19 protein-coding genes, 1 riboswitch and 1 other annotated feature (1 of these 21 only partly in view) are annotated in these 17,871 nt (G+C 39.7%); of the genes, 14 read left to right on the forward strand and 5 right to left on the reverse strand.

Annotated features, from left to right (window positions below):
- Positions 1-380 precede the first annotated feature (380 nt).
- Positions 381-482: riboswitch (purine riboswitch) on the forward strand.
- A 161-nt stretch (positions 483-643) separates the two neighbouring features.
- Together ACSR9O_RS10015 and ACSR9O_RS10020 are read left to right on the forward strand one after the other, a co-directional pair.
- Positions 644-1,243, forward strand: coding sequence for a xanthine phosphoribosyltransferase (locus ACSR9O_RS10015; protein ID WP_260358973.1), 600 nt, complete (start codon positions 644-646; stop codon positions 1,241-1,243).
- Positions 1,236-2,549 (forward strand): nucleobase:cation symporter-2 family protein, encoded by a 1,314-nt coding sequence (locus ACSR9O_RS10020; protein WP_101222361.1) that lies wholly within the window; start codon positions 1,236-1,238, stop codon positions 2,547-2,549. Before ACSR9O_RS10015 ends, ACSR9O_RS10020 begins: the two co-directional genes overlap by 8 nt.
- 343 nt (positions 2,550-2,892) lie before the next feature.
- Here the strand turns inward: ACSR9O_RS10020 and ACSR9O_RS10025 are convergent, their stop codons facing one another.
- Positions 2,893-3,084 carry a hypothetical protein gene (locus ACSR9O_RS10025; RefSeq protein WP_491725458.1) on the reverse strand — a complete coding sequence of 64 codons (192 nt, stop codon included), beginning with the start codon at positions 3,082-3,084 and terminating at the stop codon, positions 2,893-2,895.
- Between the two features lie 11 nt (positions 3,085-3,095).
- Positions 3,096-3,284, reverse strand: coding sequence for a hypothetical protein (locus tag ACSR9O_RS10030; protein WP_260358972.1), 189 nt, complete (start codon positions 3,282-3,284; stop codon positions 3,096-3,098).
- A gap of 249 nt (positions 3,285-3,533) precedes the next feature.
- Between ACSR9O_RS10030 and ACSR9O_RS10035 the strand changes: the two genes are divergently transcribed.
- The 8 genes from ACSR9O_RS10035 (at position 3,534) to ACSR9O_RS10070 (ending at position 12,348) form a co-directional block, all read left to right on the forward strand.
- Positions 3,534-4,622 carry a type III polyketide synthase gene (locus ACSR9O_RS10035; protein WP_230176927.1) on the forward strand — a complete coding sequence of 363 codons (1,089 nt, stop codon included), beginning with the start codon at positions 3,534-3,536 and terminating at the stop codon, positions 4,620-4,622.
- Positions 4,622-5,152 (forward strand): isoprenylcysteine carboxyl methyltransferase family protein, encoded by a 531-nt coding sequence (locus ACSR9O_RS10040; protein WP_230176926.1) that lies wholly within the window; start codon positions 4,622-4,624, stop codon positions 5,150-5,152. Before ACSR9O_RS10035 ends, ACSR9O_RS10040 begins: the two co-directional genes overlap by 1 nt.
- Before the next feature lie 144 nt (positions 5,153-5,296).
- Complete coding sequence (locus ACSR9O_RS10045) at positions 5,297-5,461, forward strand: hypothetical protein (protein WP_157830996.1); 165 nt, start codon at positions 5,297-5,299, stop codon at positions 5,459-5,461.
- Between the two features lie 192 nt (positions 5,462-5,653).
- A complete protein-coding gene (locus ACSR9O_RS10050) occupies positions 5,654-9,367 on the forward strand; it encodes a dynamin family protein (protein WP_491724333.1) in 3,714 nt (1,237 codons plus the stop codon).
- Positions 9,368-9,382: 15 nt separating this feature from the next.
- Positions 9,383-10,144, forward strand: coding sequence for a nucleotidyltransferase domain-containing protein (locus ACSR9O_RS10055; protein WP_101222357.1), 762 nt, complete (start codon positions 9,383-9,385; stop codon positions 10,142-10,144).
- A 12-nt stretch (positions 10,145-10,156) separates the two neighbouring features.
- A complete protein-coding gene (locus ACSR9O_RS10060; RefSeq protein ID WP_230176923.1) occupies positions 10,157-10,984 on the forward strand; it encodes a sulfurtransferase in 828 nt (275 codons plus the stop codon).
- An 85-nt stretch (positions 10,985-11,069) separates the two neighbouring features.
- Positions 11,070-11,945, forward strand: coding sequence for a 5'-3' exonuclease (locus tag ACSR9O_RS10065; RefSeq protein WP_101223445.1), 876 nt, complete (start codon positions 11,070-11,072; stop codon positions 11,943-11,945).
- A 121-nt stretch (positions 11,946-12,066) separates the two neighbouring features.
- Entirely contained in the window at positions 12,067-12,348 is a 282-nt protein-coding gene (locus tag ACSR9O_RS10070; RefSeq protein ID WP_230176922.1) for a DUF6123 family protein, read from the forward strand.
- A 44-nt stretch (positions 12,349-12,392) separates the two neighbouring features.
- Here ACSR9O_RS10070 and ACSR9O_RS10075 read toward each other — a convergent pair whose 3' ends face one another.
- Complete coding sequence (locus tag ACSR9O_RS10075; RefSeq protein WP_491724334.1) at positions 12,393-13,301, reverse strand: DMT family transporter; 909 nt, start codon at positions 13,299-13,301, stop codon at positions 12,393-12,395.
- Complete coding sequence (locus ACSR9O_RS10080) at positions 13,285-13,698, reverse strand: reverse transcriptase-like protein (RefSeq protein ID WP_101222354.1); 414 nt, start codon at positions 13,696-13,698, stop codon at positions 13,285-13,287. The genes ACSR9O_RS10075 and ACSR9O_RS10080 overlap by 17 nt, the downstream gene beginning before the upstream one ends.
- Positions 13,699-13,918: 220 nt before the next feature.
- Between ACSR9O_RS10080 and ACSR9O_RS10085 the strand changes: the two genes are divergently transcribed.
- From ACSR9O_RS10085 to ACSR9O_RS10095, 3 genes are all read left to right on the forward strand, one after another.
- A complete protein-coding gene (locus ACSR9O_RS10085; protein WP_491724335.1) occupies positions 13,919-14,590 on the forward strand; it encodes a ribonuclease H family protein in 672 nt (223 codons plus the stop codon).
- Positions 14,591-14,595: 5 nt separating this feature from the next.
- Positions 14,596-14,781, forward strand: a complete 186-nt coding sequence (locus tag ACSR9O_RS10090; protein WP_101222353.1) for a zinc-finger domain-containing protein — start codon at positions 14,596-14,598, stop codon at positions 14,779-14,781.
- 79 nt (positions 14,782-14,860) lie between these two features.
- Entirely contained in the window at positions 14,861-15,838 is a 978-nt protein-coding gene (locus ACSR9O_RS10095; RefSeq protein ID WP_491724336.1) for an HD-GYP domain-containing protein, read from the forward strand.
- 15 nt (positions 15,839-15,853) lie between these two features.
- Here the strand turns inward: ACSR9O_RS10095 and ACSR9O_RS10100 are convergent, their stop codons facing one another.
- Entirely contained in the window at positions 15,854-16,318 is a 465-nt protein-coding gene (locus ACSR9O_RS10100; protein WP_101222351.1) for an RrF2 family transcriptional regulator, read from the reverse strand.
- A 170-nt stretch (positions 16,319-16,488) separates the two neighbouring features.
- On the opposite strand from ACSR9O_RS10100, the gene hmpA reads away from it, so the two are divergent.
- Positions 16,489-17,697, forward strand: coding sequence for an NO-inducible flavohemoprotein (gene hmpA, locus ACSR9O_RS10105; protein WP_101222350.1), 1,209 nt, complete (start codon positions 16,489-16,491; stop codon positions 17,695-17,697).
- A 62-nt stretch (positions 17,698-17,759) separates the two neighbouring features.
- Positions 17,760-17,871: a binding site (T-box leader), on the forward strand (it continues 103 nt past the right edge of the window).

Below are 17,871 nucleotides of genomic sequence, written 5' to 3' on the forward strand. Positions count from 1 at the left end.
AGGCACAAAGGCGACGAGGAGGCTCCCGGACCGTCCCCGGAAAGCGAGTGCCTGTAGAGGAAATCAACGGTCAAATTGTACAAACCATAAATAACTGTAGACAAACTCGATTTTAATCGAAGTTTGCCTACAGTCTGAGAAGGACTTGGGTTAAATCTCAAACCCTTCTTCTTTTTTTAGGGTCGCTACAAAAACGCATGGTATATACCAGTAAAATGGAAAATGGTGTTCTTTTTGATAGGAAATCCAAGTTATTTAGGTTTGGTGATTTCACAATTTTCTAATAATACGAATAATGATTTATTTTTTTAATTTAAAGTTCGGCTTTTTATCAAAAATTACTTTTCAAATAGAGCCAGCGTTGGTATAATTCAGATATTAATATAATATAATGTTTCACTCGTATAATAGCAGGGATATGGCCTGCAAGTTTCTACCGAATTACCGTAAATAATTCGACTATGGGTGAGTAATAGATCTTGTTGCGTAATGAAGGCTTTTGTTGATTCATTTTTCATTCATGCCCAAGAAGTATTGCTTCACTCCAAAAAAGTGCCGCAATGTTTCTTGGGCTTTTTTATATGCCGGGAAATAATTGTGTGGTTTATGGGTCAATAAACATCCAAGATTGGGAGGAACCTTCATGCAACTTTTAAAGGAAAAAATCTTGTCCGAGGGTCAAGCTTTATCAGAAGATATTTTAAAGGTAGATTCATTCTTAAATCATCAAATGGATCCTATGCTAATGAAAGAAATTGGTAAAGAATTCGTTAAACGTTTCGAACACAAGGAAATCACGAAAGTGCTGACAATTGAATCATCAGGCATTGGTCCTGGTTTGATGGCTGCTTTGGAATTGGGAGTTCCGCTCATTTTTGCCCGTAAACGTAAATCACTTACTTTAACAAATGATTTAGTGACGGCTTCCGTTCATTCCTTTACAAAAAAAGAAACCAATACCATTACGGTTTCCAATAAATATATTGAAGCTGGAGATAAGGTCTTGATCATCGATGACTTCCTTGCGGTCGGACAGGCAGCCAGGGGCTTGGTGGAAATCTGTAAGCAGGTTGGAGCAGAAGTGGCCGGAATCGGCATCGTGATTGAAAAAGCATTTCAAAGTGGTGGTAAGGATCTTAGGGAACAAGGCTTCCAAGTGGAATCACTTGCGAGAATTGCTGAGTTGAAATTCGGTGAGATAACGTTCACTGATGAAAAGGAAGGAGCAGCCGTCAATGTCTAATCAATCACCATTAAAAGTTGCATCCTTAGGATTACAACATGTTCTCGCCATGTATGCCGGTGCCGTCGTCATTCCATTGATTGTCGGTGGGGCGCTGGAATTGACTGCAGCGCAGTTAACTTATTTAGTTTCGATAGACATTTTGATGTGCGGGATAGCAACTTTATTGCAAGTGTGGAAAAATAAATTCTTTGGAATTGGGCTTCCGGTCGTCCTAGGCTGCACATTTACAGCAGTTAGCCCGATGATTGCAATTGGTACGCAATATGGAATCAACTCCATTTATGGATCTATTTTGGCGTCGGGATTGATCGTCATTATCATTAGTAAGTTCTTCGGAAAACTGGCAAGGTTCTTCCCGCCCATTGTCACTGGATCGGTCGTTTTGATTATTGGCATTACGCTTATTCCTGTTGCCATCAACAACCTAGGTGGAGGCCAGGGAGCTGCTGATTTCGGAGACTTGAATAATGTAGCTCTTGGTTTTGGAACTTTGTTATTCATCATATTCATGTATAAATTCTCGACGGGATTCGTACGCTCCATTTCTATTTTATTGGGGCTGTTAGTCGGAACCTTTGCGGCCTTCTTCCTTGGAAAAGTGGATTTTAGCTCAGTGGTCAGTGCCAATTGGCTGCATATGCCACATTTTTTCTACTTTGGAACTCCGACATTTAACGTCACGGCAATCATTACAATGACATTGGTGGCGATCGTCAGCTTGGTGGAATCGACTGGTGTTTATTATGCCCTTGGTGAAATCACGGACAAAGAGATTTCAGAAGACGATCTAGCTCGCGGATATCGTTCTGAAGGACTTGCCATCATGATTGGCGGTTTGTTCAATTCGTTTCCTTATACAGCTTTTTCACAAAATGTCGGCTTGATTCAATTGTCAGGCATTAAAACAAGAAATGTCATATACACAACAGCCGGCATTCTCATTTTCATAGGTTTTGTTCCGAAAATCGGTGCATTCACGACTATTATCCCTTCATCCGTGCTTGGCGGTGCAATGGTTGCGATGTTCGGGATGGTAATTGCCGCTGGAATTAAGATGTTGAGCAAAGTGGACTTTGCTTCTCAAGAAAATTTATTGATCATCGCTTGTTCAGTAGGTATGGGACTTGGAGTGACGGTCGTTCCTGAGTTATTTGCACAAATTCCGGAAAGCTTTCAAATCTTAACTGAAAACGGTATTGTAGCCGGAAGTTTGACAGCCATTTTCTTGAATATTGTCTTTAACATCGTCCCTACAAAAGGTAAAGTGAAGGAAACGCGTATTGAAGGTCAAAATGTAGCCTGAATATAGTTTCGCTAAACTTGATAGATTCACCCATTAAATGCCCAAATTTCTCAGATGATGAGGATTTTGGGCATTTTTACATTTAGGCCGAATAATATCATTGATAATCAAATTGGCGTTTTGTCAGATAAAAGGAAACTCTCTTCACTTTTTGAATATATTGATAGTATATGTTCAGGAAAGTAGTGATAGGGATGGAGAAAAAATATTGTATTCATTGTCGGACCATTCTAAGCCAGGAGTATAGGTGCAGTGTGTGTGGAAAAGAGGAGTTTCAAAATATCATCATACAAGTGCAAAATCAATCTTCAGTAAAGAAGGAAGAATGAAAGTGCCCCCTTACCTAAAATCGGTAAGGGGGTTTTATTGTTTCGTGAATTACATTTCGATCATTAAGATGATAAGAAGGGTACCTACGCCTTTTTATGATATGGGTAACATGCATTTCGCCATTGTCCACAATGACGGTGGGCGGTGTAATATCAATCAATGGATTCTCTTCTGCTAAAGGGGCGGTAATATTACCGGCAATTATGTTGCCGAATTCTACTGCATAAGATCAAGCATTTCACCTTCTAACGGCATGCCAAACATACTTTCACCTATTTTACTCATGCATCCGTTAGTCCCCTCAATCATTATTCTCCCACGGATATCCCCTGTCATGCCAATAAGGACGCTATTGGGTTCCTGTTCGAAAGGCTGTCTTATAATGTAAGGCTTTTGAATGTCCAAAGAGAAAGGAATAAGGGACTACCGCCCTGGATGGTTCCATATAACAATTTTGTGATTATAGTGTTGATTTCCAATTTCATTCCCACTTGTATGGTTATGTTCTTTTATCGAATTTATAGTCTTTTTTTTCTATAAGAAAAAAAGAAAAAATATTATAAAATCCAGATAAATATAACCATTTAGCTATAAAGCATAATTGATATCCTGGTGGGTATATTAACCATATCATGAATAATTAGGGGTGGAATCATGCCGTATTTATTATCTGCATCACATGTAAAGCTGCCATATTTACTTTCACAGGAAAAAATCATGGAATTTTCGAGAGAAATATTTGGAACATCTTTTAAGAATATAGAACGGTTACTGAAGGCCTTTAAGAATGGACAAGTGGAGAATCGATATTTTTCAAATGATCTCGATTGGTTTAAAGAGGATCATTCTTTTGCCGAGCGGAATGATTTATATATACAGCAGGCAGTCAAGTTTGGGAAAGAAGCTATAGAAAAATGCTTAGCGAACACAGCATTTTTAAAAGAAGAACTGCCGGCAAACGAGTTAGATGCTTTCTTCTTTATCTCAAGCACGGGGATTGCGACCCCGACCATTGATGCCAGGATAATGAATGAACTTCCATTTAACCCGCATGCTAAAAGGATTCCGATTTGGGGGCTTGGCTGTGCAGGGGGAGCGAGTGGACTATCACGTGCTTTTGAATATTGCCAAGCATACCCGACTGCGAAGGTCATTGTTTTAAGCGTGGAGTTATGCAGTTTGACATTTCAAAGGAATGATATCTCCAAAAGCAATTTAATTGGGACTTCCTTATTTTCCGACGGAGTAAGCTGTGTTTTGGTTTGCGGTGATGAAGTGCCGAATGAACAGTTTTCAAAAAAAGTAAGACATTTGCAATTTTTGGATTCGCAATCGACGCTTATGCCGGATTCATTGGATGTCATGGGTTGGGATGTAAAAGATCAAGGGTTATACGTGATCTTTTCGAAAGATATCCCTACAATCATCAAGGATTGGCTTAAACCGAATGTTCAAGAGTTCTTAATGGAGAATGGATTCGATTTAAATGATATAAAAGATTTCATCGCTCATCCTGGAGGCAAGAAAGTAATTGATGCATATCACGAAGCTCTCGGGTTCGATGAAAGCATGACGGCAGAGTCAATGAGCGTATTGCGTGAATTTGGCAATATGTCATCAGCGACTATTTTGTATGTTCTGGAGAGGTTCATGCAGCGGGGCGGGAATAAAGGTGAGATGGGCCTGGCTGCTGCATTAGGGCCTGGGTTTTCATCTGAACTTGTGTTAATGAGGTGGAAGTGATGATCTTTGCCATTCTCATTATCTTGATCGCTATACAGCGCCTGGTTGAATTATATATCGCCAAACAAAATGAAAAACAGCTGAAAGCTGCAGGAGCAGTGGAATACGGTGAGTCCCATTACAGGTGGATGGTTCTAATGCATCTTAGTTTTTTTATTGTTCTCATTATTGAAGTGATCGTGCTTGAAAGGAATATGTCTGGACTTTGGCCAATTTGGCTGACCCTTTTTATAATTGCGCAGTCAGGCAGGATTTGGGTAATCCGTTCATTGGGAAAACATTGGAATACAAAAATCATAGTGGTTCCTGATGCCGATGTAGTCATTAAAGGTCCTTATAAATATTTCAAACATCCGAACTATATCATAGTCGCAACTGAGATTTTAGTTATTTCCTTATTATTCAATGCATATTATACTGCTATCATCTTTAGTTTATTGAATGTTTGGATGATGACGGTAAGAATCCCGCTGGAAGAGAAGGCATTAAAGGAACATACGGAATATTCTACAGTTTTTAAGGGAAAATAATAAATAAATTTAATTTCTTATTGAAAATGATTATCGTTCGTGATAAGATTCTAAATGAAGATGAAAATTATTCTCATTCGGATCTCGATAATTTTATTTAAATAACTAATAACTAAAAGCTAAACAATATATAAGAGGATGGTGTTGGTAATGGTTTGGGTATTCATTTTATTGACAATCGCTACATATGGTTTTGTGATGAAACATGTATTGAATAATATTCAAAAACCGGCAAAGGCATTAAAACCTTATACCGAGTCACCAATTGAAAACCGAGCTGCTTTTAACCCCACCCCTACAACCAGGTAAACATCCTGGTTTTTTTTTTGCATTCCAAGTCAATATGAATCAAACTGCATGAATCCACCAATCGGTGGTTTTTTTTTTGAACATGGACTGTAATGAATCATATAGTAAAAATAAAGCTGATGGTATGAATAACAAACGAAATCGTTTACAATAAGAATATCAAAATGACGATAGATTAAGGGGTATGGATTCATGATTCAAGAAACATTAAAGCAACAGTCCAAATTGGGGATTTTGACTGCCATGTATGAGAAATTTCAATCGGCAGGTGATACAGGCAATGCCGATAAACTGAAACAGTTAATCATGAAAGTGAATAAAGAGGAGTTCATCATTGCATTTTGCGGGCATTTTTCAGCGGGGAAATCCAGTATGATCAATTTTTTCCTTGGTGATCAAGTACTGCCTTCAAGTCCGATTCCAACGAGTGCAAATACGGTAAAAGTCCAAAAAGGCGAAGACTATGCCAAGGTCTATTACCATCATCAGCCACCAGTATTATTTCCTGCACCTTATGATTTTAAAGAGGTCAAGAAATTTGCCAAGGATGGAGACTCAGTATCGGCAATAACGATAAGCTCCAATGATTTTTCACTGCCGGATTCATGTGCGATCATGGATACTCCAGGAATTGATTCAACAGATGATGCACATAGAGTTTCTACGGAATCTGCCTTGCATCTAGCTGATGTCGTCTTCTATGTCATGGACTACAATCACGTCCAATCAGAGGTGAACTTCCTATTCACTAAAGAGCTGTTAGAGGCTGAAAAACCGACATACTTAATTATCAATATGATTGATAAGCATGATGAGAACGAGCTTAGCTTTCAAGACTTCAAGCTTTCCGTTTCTGAAGCATTTGCGAACTGGAATGTATATCCTGACGGGATTTTTTATACTTCCGTAAGAGACTTGAACAATAGTGAAAATGAAATAGAAGTGGTCAAGCAATTCATATATGAAATGGCTGGCAAAGGTCTAAATGATGGCAAAGATGCCATCATGCAATCTGCTAATGCCCTTGTCGAAAGGCATCTTAATTGGCTGAAGGAGCAGTATGAAGAGGAACATGCCGATGATTTTGAAGTATTGTCAGAACTTCCTCATGAAGAACGAGTACACCTGACGAATCAAGTGGACAGCCTATTGAAAGAAAAAAAATCATTAACGGGACGCATAGAGGACATCAAGGTCCAATACGCTGATGCATTAGAAACGATTTTGAAAGGTGCGTACATCATGCCCGCGGCAACACGGGACCTGGGTAAATCTTTCTTGGAATCGGCTCAGCCAGATTTTAAAATGGGTCTATTATTTGCCAAGAAAAAAACGGATGCCGAACGTGAGGCACGTATCAAGGCGTTCTTGAGCGATCTACAAGAAAAGGTAAAAACCCAGCTTGAATGGCATATTAAAGAATTAGCAGTTAAAATGCTTAATCAAGCGGAGATCCATGATTCAACACTTGAAGGTAAGGCTCAGGCACTTCAGATCGAGGTAACGGAATCTTACATAAAAAATTCTTTGAGGCCTCAAGTCGATATTACGGGTGAATACGTTTTAAACTATACGAATGATTTAGCATCAGCCATCAAAAAGAAAGCACGTGATGTATCTGAAGGATTTTTGAATGAAATGGTTACCGTTATGGAAGGAATAGTGGAACAGCAGTCTATATCCATCGATAAGGAGCTTGAAGGATATTCTGAATTTGCGGAAGCCCTTAAAGTTACTGCTGCGATGAACGCGGAAATCGTTTACCAAACGGAGCGTTTAGAGGCCATTGCCCATCAAACTGAATCATTAGCAGATGAGCGTGATATCGATATGCTGTTAACTCAATGGAATGAAGAGGAAAAAAATATTACGGTCAAAATCATGAAAACCGAAAAAGGAAGTAATTCAAGGTCCGTCAACGAACAACCTGAAAGTGATTATGATAAAGAAAACAAGGAAGCTGTACCTTCCGTGACAGTTTCTTCATCTGATGCTGCTGATTTACGCGGAAAAGAAAAGCTGATGGAGACTGCAGCGAGTTTACAACAGGCAGCCAAGCTTATACAACCTTTGAGAGGATTTCAATCACTTTATAAGGAATTGAAAGAGAAGGCAAATCGCTTGGAACAGCAGACGTTCACGGTTGCCCTCTTCGGTGCATTCAGTGCGGGCAAATCTTCCTTTGCCAATGCGTTGATGGGAGAAAGCGTTCTTCCTGTTTCACCAAATCCGACAACTGCCGCAATCAACAAAATCATGTCTTCGGACGCTGAGCATCCACATGGAACGGCAACCGTCAAATTAAAGACCGAAGCGATGCTGTTTGAAGATGTAAGCCTGGCCTTGGCAGCTTTTGATAAATCGGCAAAGACTCTAGATGAAGCCCTCCAACTAGCAGGGCAAATCATTGCGAAGGCGGGGGAAGTCGATAAGGGGAAGACTCATTTATCCTTTCTAAGGGCTTTTCATCAAGGGCTGCCAGAGTACCAAAATGATCTAGGAAATGTGGTTACGGTAGATCTTGAAGGATTTAAACGTTTTGCTGCAGAAGAGTCCAAGTCATGTCTTGTTGATCTGATTGAATTGCGTTATGACTGTGAAATGACAAAGCAGGGGATGGTCCTTGTTGACACGCCTGGGGCGGATTCGATAAATGCACGACATACAGGAGCAGCTTTCGAATATATTAAGAATTCGGATGCCATTCTTTTTGTGACCTATTATAATCACCCATTCTCACGGGCGGACAGGGAGTTCTTGATACAACTTGGACGTGTGAAAGATTCATTCGCTATGGATAAGATGTTTTTCATTGTCAATGCCGTCGATCTGGCTCAAACCACTGACGAATTGGACGAAGTGATGGATTATGTCACAGATCAATTGAATGGATTCGGAATCCGTTTTCCAAAACTGTTCCCGCTTACGAGTAAGGGAGCGTTGATGGAAAAACAAACGCCTGGTTCATTTAAGCATTCTTTCCTTCCTAATAGCGGAATTTCCGAATTCCAAGGCCAATTCGATTCTTTCATAGAAAACGATTTAACTGGACTTGCAATTGAATCGGCTCAAGCGGCTGTAAAAAGAACGGAAGAACTGCTACGAGATGTAATTACAGCTTCAAGGCAGGATGAGAAAGCGAAACGAAATGCCCTGGAAACCCTTTCTCAAGAGTCACAGTCCATTTCGGAACTCCTCTCAGTCATTAAAGGGGATGCAGAAAGGCAGCGTTTGAAAAAAGAAGTCGACGAATTGACCTTCTATAGTAAACAACGAGTCTTCTTCCGGTTTAATGATTTCTTTAAAGAATCGTTCAATCCGGCTGTTTTAAAAGATGATGGAGGCGATCTGAAAATTGCCCTCAAGCAATCGATGAAGAACTTATTGGATGCGTTAGGCTTTGACCTTGCCCAGGAAATGCGGGCAACGGCATTAAGGACGGAAATGTTCGTAAATAAATTACTGAATGAGAAACAAAGCAGTTTGCTTCAGCAAATGCAAAAAGTAAGAAGAACCCTTTCATTGCAGCCATATGAGCCTAATGAGAGGGAGTCCATTGAATTTACAGGAGCTTTTGCCCAATTGGATACGGGAGAATTCAAAAAGGAATTATCATTATTTAAAAATCCAAAATCTTTCTTTGAAAAAAATGAGAAAGCGAAAATGAGCGAAGGGCTTCAGAAGAGTTTGGATGAACCTGCCCTTATATATGTTAAAGAACAGGGTGAGCGGATTTTCGAAATGTATACTGAAGTCCTCGATCAAGAGTTACTCGCGATTCAAAAAGAGTTTAAAACGGAAATATCGGATATCTTTGCAGGCTTACGTGCAGCATTGGAGGAAACGGTCGATTTACCGTATTATGAAAATGCTGTAGCTGAATTGGCAAAAATGCATTCGAAATAGAAACGAGGTTCATTCATGAAAGAAAACCTTATTTCAAGATTGAGATACCTGGAAAAGAAAGAGGATATGACCATTTTGATGGCTGCTGTTACTGGCAGCCATTCTTTTGGTTTAGCATCCGGCCAATCTGATTATGATGTTCGATTTATATATGTTCATAATGATAAGCGATCATACCTCAGCTTAAGTCAGCCAGTTGAAGTCATTCAAATGAAAGAAGGCCAATTTGACATGGAAGGCTGGGATCTATTTAAAACATCACGTCTTACCTTAAAGAGTAATCCTGCTTTATTTGAATTATTTCAGTCGCAAATCAAGTTGATTATGCATCCGGATTATTATAGGAAGATGAATGGTTTGATAGCGGATTGCTATTCCAAAAAGGCACTGGGGCACCATTATTATCGGATGATGAGCGACAATCTTCAACAATTGACAAAAACAAAAGAATCCAAAAGAAAAGAACTAAAAATATGGGTACAAGTATGCCGTTCATATTTAATCTTGGAATATATCATCCAACGGGGTTCACTGCCACCTTTATCGGTATGGGAATTACTTGATTTGGTTTCAATTGATCAAGAATTGAAAACCGGGATGACCCGGATATTCAAGGCAAAACAAATGGAAGAATGTATAAGCAACAATGAAAGTGAAAAGAATCATTTGCTATTGGAAGGGAAATCACTTTCCTTAAAGAATGAGATAACTGGGCTACATCAAGGGAAGAGCATGGAAACGGAGCTTAATGAATTAATTTGGGCCATTTTGAAGTAGGGGGTTATACAGATGAGTTTAATAATCGAAAAAGAAGAGCTGTTGCCGTTGTTGAATTCCAATGATATCAGAATTTGTGACTGCCGCTTTCAGCTAGGCACTCCTGATGCAGGGTATAAGGCATACAAAAAAGACCATATTTCAGGCGCTGTTTATTTCGATCTAGAAAAGGACTTATCGGGTCAGGTTAAAAAACATGGAGGAAGACATCCTCTTCCTGACCTGGAAACCATTAAAGGTAAACTGGAATCAGATGGAATCACCAATGATACGGTACTCATTGCTTATGATGGCGGAGAAGGTTCTTTTGCTTCCAGGTTTGCTTGGCTGCTGAGCTACCTTGGACATAGGAAAGTTTTTGTTCTTAACGGGGGATATCGCGCCTGGAGGGATGCGGGCTATCCCATTGACTCGAATCAAACGAATTATGTGCCAGCTGAATATCATATCGATTTAAATGAGTCCGTTTTTGCTTCTTTCCAAACAGTAAAGAATTACACAATGAATAGGCCAGACGATGTCATTTTAATCGATTCAAGGGAATCTAAACGCTACGAGGGAATTGAGGAGCCGATTGATAAAAAAGCCGGCCATATACCTGGTGCCGTAAATAAGGTGTGGACGAACGTTCTGGAAAATGGCTATTTTAAAAAGAAGGAAGATCTTCAGTCGAATTTCACAGGCATCGGTAATGATAATGAAATCATTGTATACTGCGGTTCAGGTGTAACCGCATCACCAAATTATATCGCCCTGAAAGAAGCGGGTTTTAAAGATGTGAAGATTTATATTGGCAGTTTCAGTGACTGGATCTCCTATGATGATAATCCAATTGAATAATATTTTTTCCAATTAAACGATCCTTAAAAAAGGGGACGGTTATGTTAAAATGGAAGTACATCATGATAGAGGTGATAATGTGTTAATGAAAGAAAACGAGCAGCACCCTTCCTTTATGCTTGTCGATGGGATGGCGCTTTTATTTAGAGCTTTTTATGCAACGGCTGTTACTGGTCAATTCATGATTAACTCGAAAGGCATACCAACCAATGCCGTTCAAGGTTTTTTGAAGCATATGCTGACGGCGGTGAATCACTTTTCACCCAGTCATGTAGCGGTTTGTTGGGATATGGGCAGCAAGACCTTCAGAAATGAATTATTTGATGGATACAAGGCTAATCGATCAGAAGCTCCAGTCGAAATGATTCCTCAATTCGACCTGGCGAAAAAAGCGGTTGAAGCATTTGATATCCCTAACATAGGGCTCTCTGGATATGAGGCGGATGACTGTATCGGGACAATTGCCAAGGCATCTGCCCAAAATAGCCGGGTGGGTATATTGACTGGCGATCAAGATATGCTGCAGTTAATAGATGAAAACATTTCCGTACTTTTGTTAAAAAAAGGGTATGGTAACTATGAGGTGCATAATCCCGATAGCTTTTTTGAATGGAAAGGGATTACACCAAGACAAATGATCGATTTAAAAGCTTTAATGGGTGATACAGCTGATAACTATCCCGGAGTTAAAGGAATAGGGGAAAAGACAGCGTTGAAATTATTGATCCAGTATCAAAATATCGAAGGGATTCTTGAAAATGTTGCTTCATTGACGAATGGGCAGCGGGCTAAAATTGAATCCGCCGTCGATATGCTTCATTTATCCAGAAAGCTAGCAGAAATAAAATGTGATGTACCAATTTCATGTTCTTTGGACGATGCGGTCTATCAGTATGATCGCGAGAAGGTAAAAAATCTGGCTAATGATCATGAATTCAGGGCTTTACTGCGAATGATTTAATCAAACAAGCGGAGCTTCCCAATGGGAGCTCCGTTATTTTGTATGGTGATTTTTTTGTCGAAAAATGGATAGTCAAAATCTTTGATATACGGTAAGATGAAAATAAGGTATGAAGTATGGAGTGGATGCAGAATTGGCGAAGTCAACTGAAGAGTATGTTAGTTTTTTAGAGGGTAAGGGATTCACTTTTGGTAATGACGCTATTGGTTTTATTTATTTTGGTAAGCGCTACACGGATGCAAGTGATATTTTAGTCAATGCAGCAATAGAATTGACATTGAAGGTACAAAAGAATTTTGATGGCAGTTTTTATATTTCCTTTTTGGAAAACTTAAAACAAAATGGCATTGAAACGCGTAGTGCAGCAGTATCGTTTGCAAAAGAACAGGGGCTGCTTAAATAAATCGGACTTCGTAACTGGGAGTCCGATTTATTTAATTGGGCTTTTCAAGAAAACTCCTGTGTCACCGATTTCTTTTTCTTAACAGGCAGTTCAGCGAAAATCATTCCCAAGAAAATGAATGCGCAGCCGATGATGGAGGCGGTACTCAATTTTTCCCCTATCAATATGTATGAGGATAACGCAGCAAAAACCGGTTCCATAGAAAAGATCAGCGCCACTCTTGTAGGTGTCGTATAAGCTTGGAAGAAGGTTTGTGCGAAAAAGGCGAACGCCGTGGCAAGGGCTGCAGTAACCAATAAAGCAGTCCATACATCCTTCTGTAACATGACCTCTGAGCTGAAGATGACGGAATGATTCTCGTTGAAAATGAAGGCTGAAACAAATGATAATAAAGATACGGTCGAAACCTGAATAAGCGTCAACGGTAAAGCGGGTAGGGTCTTGGCATATCTAGCGGTAGTAATGATCTGCATGGCAAAACTGATTGCGCATAAAAATACCAGTAAATCACCGATATTCAAATTGGAGCGGTCAGCGAAAGTCATTAAATAAAGCCCAATGGTTGCCGCTGCGACACCGATCAATGTATTGCGGGAAAGCCGATGTTTTAAAAGCAGCAAGGAAAAAACCGGTACCATGACGACACTTAATCCTGTTATGAAGCCTGTCTTCGCAGGAGTCGTATAATTCAATCCGATCGTTTGAAGCCCATATCCCAGAAAAAGCCAAACCCCAATATGAAACCCGGCTATAATGAGGCCCTTATTCCAAGTTTTCCCCTTTTTGTGTAAAGTCGATATATATGGAATGAGCAAGAAAACGAAGGCCATGAAGAAACGGACGGCATTAAACGTGAATGGGTCAAGAAATGACAGGGCGTTTTGAACCATAACAAAAGTCACGCCCCAGATGAATACAACGAATAATAACGAAAAATCAGCTGTCTTGTTCATGAATTTCCTCAGCCTTATTCATGCGAATGGCCCGTCTCGCCAATTCATCCGCGGACTTGTTTTCAAGGTTTGGAATCCATTTCATGAAAAATAATTCAAGTTCGTCGGAAAGCTTTAGCGCCCGTTCCAGCAATATCGCATACTTATTTTTTGCAAATCTTTTTTCAATGGCCTGGTTGATGGCTTGGGAGTCAGTACGGAAAGAAACGACTTGATACTTATTGGCTACACAAATTTCCAATGCTTTGATTAAAGCATGGTATTCCGCTTCATGGTTTTCCATATTTCCAAGCGGAAATGAATGCCTCTCGACCACACCGTTATTATTTATGAAAACACCTGCGCCGCTCGGCCCGGGATTGCCCGCACTGGCACCATCAATATACACTTCGATCAATATATGCTCCTCCTCGAGTTTAACTGTCAATATGCCTTTATAAAAAATGTTTCATATAAAATAAGATTGAAACATGAGAATTTCAGGCTGATATGGGAACTATAATTAAAAAGAGTGATTCAAATGCTTACAATATATTATAAAGGGTATGACGAAAAAAAGGTATGAAAATTGTAAGCTGTTCTGCATGAATGGTGAATGGATAAGGAGCTGGAAATCTTTGAAGGTAATTATGCAATGGACATATCATGCTTCAAAAAAACCATCTGCCGATTTCGTTTCAGATTGGCTTGATGCCGGGACTGCACTGGTCATTACGGAGGATCTTGAAAAGGCAGGAAGGCTGAAAGAAGTGGAATTCAAGGATGAATTCGATACAACATGGACGAAGAAAGAGCTAAAGAAACTCCTGACGGAAGTTGAGGAAGAGCCGCAGGATGTGACGGTTTTTTTTGATGGCGGTTTTCAAAAAGATGAAAGGGTGGCAGGACTCGGTGTAGCTATTTACTTTCGACAAGGTAAGAAGTTCTGGCGGTTACGCACCAACGTGAAATTGGACCAATTCGAATCCAATAATGAAGCGGAATATGCGGCATTTCATGAAGCGGTCAGTCAGATGGAAGAACTTGGGGTGCATCATCAAAGCTGTGTCTTTAAAGGGGATTCTCTCGTTGTCTTAAATCAACTTTCCGGTGAATGGCCCTGTATGGAAGAAAACTTAAATAAATGGCTGGACCGCATTGAATCGAAACTGGATAAATTAAAGATCATTCCGGTCTGCAAACCAATTTCTCGGAAGGAAAACCAGGAAGCTGATCGCCTGGCAACACTTGCACTGCAGGGAAAAGCTATTTTCAGCAAAATAGAGATTGTTGAATCAAAGGAGCCATAACAACAATGAACAGGAAAAAAATATATGAAGAAGTGGAAGATGTTCTTGCTTCATTTTGCCAGGATTGTTTTTTACGAAAGCATTTTCGAAAAGAGAAGGGGCGTACGTATGCCCATCAGTTTTGTATTTCAGAATGTACGGTTGGTGAAAAATTAAAACGCCTAGGCAATGAACTTAGTGACCGAACTTAAGTGCCAAAAAATTGTTTTCATTAAGACACAATGTCAGATATGGTATTATAGGTAAAAAATAGAGAAAAGTGTGAGAGCGATGAAAAATAGAAGAGGGAAGCTGATTAATAAAGCGAATCCGCCTCTTACCATACCTGAAATTGATTTCAAAATGGAAGAATTGAAAAAAGGTGAATCTAATCTAACTGAAGATCATGTACAACCTAAAGTAAAGATTCATGAAAGAATCAATAAAGCTTCTATTCAAATCAAAAACATCTTTCAAGATATACGTAATGAAGGAAAAATACAGCTTGAAAATGTTGAAGAGATTAAAGCGGAGGTAGCACCTGTCATTGCACAAGCTGCAAAGAATCCTGATGTTTATTACCTTTTCGAAGAGCTGCAAGCAAATAACGAGTACACGTATAAGCATAATATCGGTGTCGGAATCATTGCCACTTATCTAGGGATGAAGCTTGGATTATCGAAAGAAAACCTTTCAGCACTGACACTGGCAGCCACACTGCATGACGTGGGTAAAACAAGGATTCCGGATAGTATATTGGAAAAGCCGGGTAAACTGACTGCGGCAGAATATGAAGAAATGAAACGCCATGCCATTTATGGTTATGAATTACTTAAAAGTATCCCAGGAATCCCACCATCGATTGCATTAACAGCCCTTCAGCACCATGAACGGGAAGATGGGAAAGGCTATCCACATGGTCTGATGGGGAATGATATCCATCATCATTCGAAAATCGTCGCAATAGCCGATGTATTCCATGCGATGTCTTCAAATCGTGTATATCATCAGGCCATGCCGTTTTATAAGGTGATTGAGCAAATGAACAGCGATAAGTTCGGTAAATTCAATCCAGAGATACTGCTGGAGTTTGTAAACCGATTAATGTCCACTTTAGTCGGAAAAGAAGTCACGCTTACCAATGGGCGAAACGGGACGATCATCATGATCAATCCATACGATCCCCTTAAAGTCCTATTGAAAACGGGTTCAGGGATCATGGATTTGCGAATGGAAAAGGAATGGCAGATTGAACGAATCATCGGTTAATGAAAAAGAGCCCGATTATAAAAAATCGGGCTTTTCGTCATGCTGCTTAACTGAATCGAAATAAGTTTTGAGCATCACTTTATTTTCGCTGAAGTCTGCAATCGTATATTGATCAAGGACCTTTAAAAAAGCATCCAAGGCATTATTAAGGACAAATTTCAATGAACAAACGGGAGAAATCACACAGTTATCGTGATCTTTAAAACATTCCACTAAATAAAAATCTTCTTCAGTTCTCCGTACCAGTTCCCCTACATTTATTTCGGCGGGTGATTTTGCAAGCCGGAAACCGCCATTTCTTCCACGTATCGTCTCAATATAGCCTAATTTACCTAGATTATGAACAATCTTCATCAAGTGATTTTTAGACAGTTGATAAACTTCAGATATCTCTTTAATATTTGACAATTTGCTTTGGTCGTGGGAAGCCAGGTAAATCAACACTCTTAGTGAGTAATCGGAATAACTCGTCAACCTCATGTTTATCGCCTCACATTCTATCCCCATTAGACTATATCATAAATGTGAACATTTTATAAACATGAAAACTTATTATATAAAAAGATGTATAAAAAATATTGCTTTTAATGCATTTAAGTTCTAATATAAACATGTATTTAAAATACTTGTTTATGAAGAGGGGTTTACCTATGCTATCCCAGAAAACTATCGATGTTATCAAATCAACCGTACCCGTATTAGAAGTGCATGGTGCAACTATCACAACTGTATTCTATAAAAATCTTTTCGAAGCACATCCTGAATTGTTAAATGTCTTTAATCACGCCAATCAAAAAAAGGGGCGTCAGCAAACTGCACTTGCCAACACGGTTTTGGCAGCGGCTAAACATATAGATCAACTTGAAACAATCTTACCTGCCGTGAAGCAAATAGCACAAAAACACAGAAGTCTTGCTGTTAAAGCTGAGCATTATCCTATTGTTGGAGAATATCTATTAGGAGCAATCAAGGAAGTGTTACAAGATTCGGCTACAGAAGAGATCCTCCAAGCTTGGGGAGAGGCCTATGGAGTCATTGCCGATGTTTTCATTAGCATTGAAAAGGAAATGTACGATCAAGCTTCCAATCAGGTCGGCGGATGGTCTGATTTCAAACGATTCACAGTGGTGGAAAAAGTACGGGAAAGTGACGTAATCACTTCCTTTTATTTAAAGCCATCAAATGGTGACAAGGTTCCAGCATTTCTTCCTGGACAATATATTACCGTTCGTATCGAGATACCGGGTGAACGCTATTTATTCAACCGTCAGTATAGTTTGTCTGATGTTCCGGGAAAAGATCACTTCCGGATTTCCGTTAAAAAAGAAAAGCCTGGAACCTCTCCTGATGGAAGGGTCTCTAACTACTTGCATGAATCCATTCAGATGGGTGACAGTATAGAAGTAACGGCTCCTGCAGGTGATTTCACCATTGATTTGGGAAAACGAACTCCGGCAGTATTCTTGAGCGGAGGCGTTGGCATAACGCCTTTCATGAGTATGGTTCATGCAGTAGCTGAACAAACACCTGAGCGTGATGTCCAATTCATTCACGCATCCGATAAAGGCACTTTACAGCCGTTCAGAACGGAACTGACAGAACTAACGCACAAGCTTGCCAGTTATCATTTATCCTTTGTCTTTAAAAATCCAAGTGAGGATGATAAGAACCTGCCGAATTTTGCAAAGCAAGGGTATGTTGATAAGGAATTATTGAGCAGTATTGTTAAACCTGAGGCTGATTATTATGTGTGCGGCCCTGTGCCTTTCATGAAGGCCGTCATCACTTACCTGAAAGAGCTTGGGGTAGATACGGATAAAATCCACTATGAATTCTTCGGCCCAGCCATGGCGCTATAAGGTTCATTCATCGAAGGAATGTTATTGACATCAAGAAGATAATTTTGCATACTATATTAAAACAATGAACGTTGAGAGAAGATTAGTATGCGAGAATCACTGTGACAGAGAGCGGCGTCAATTGCTGGAAGGCCCGCGACAGGAATGCGCAGAACCTGCTTCTTGAGTCCTATG

This window comes from Peribacillus sp. B65 (assembly GCF_058513295.1).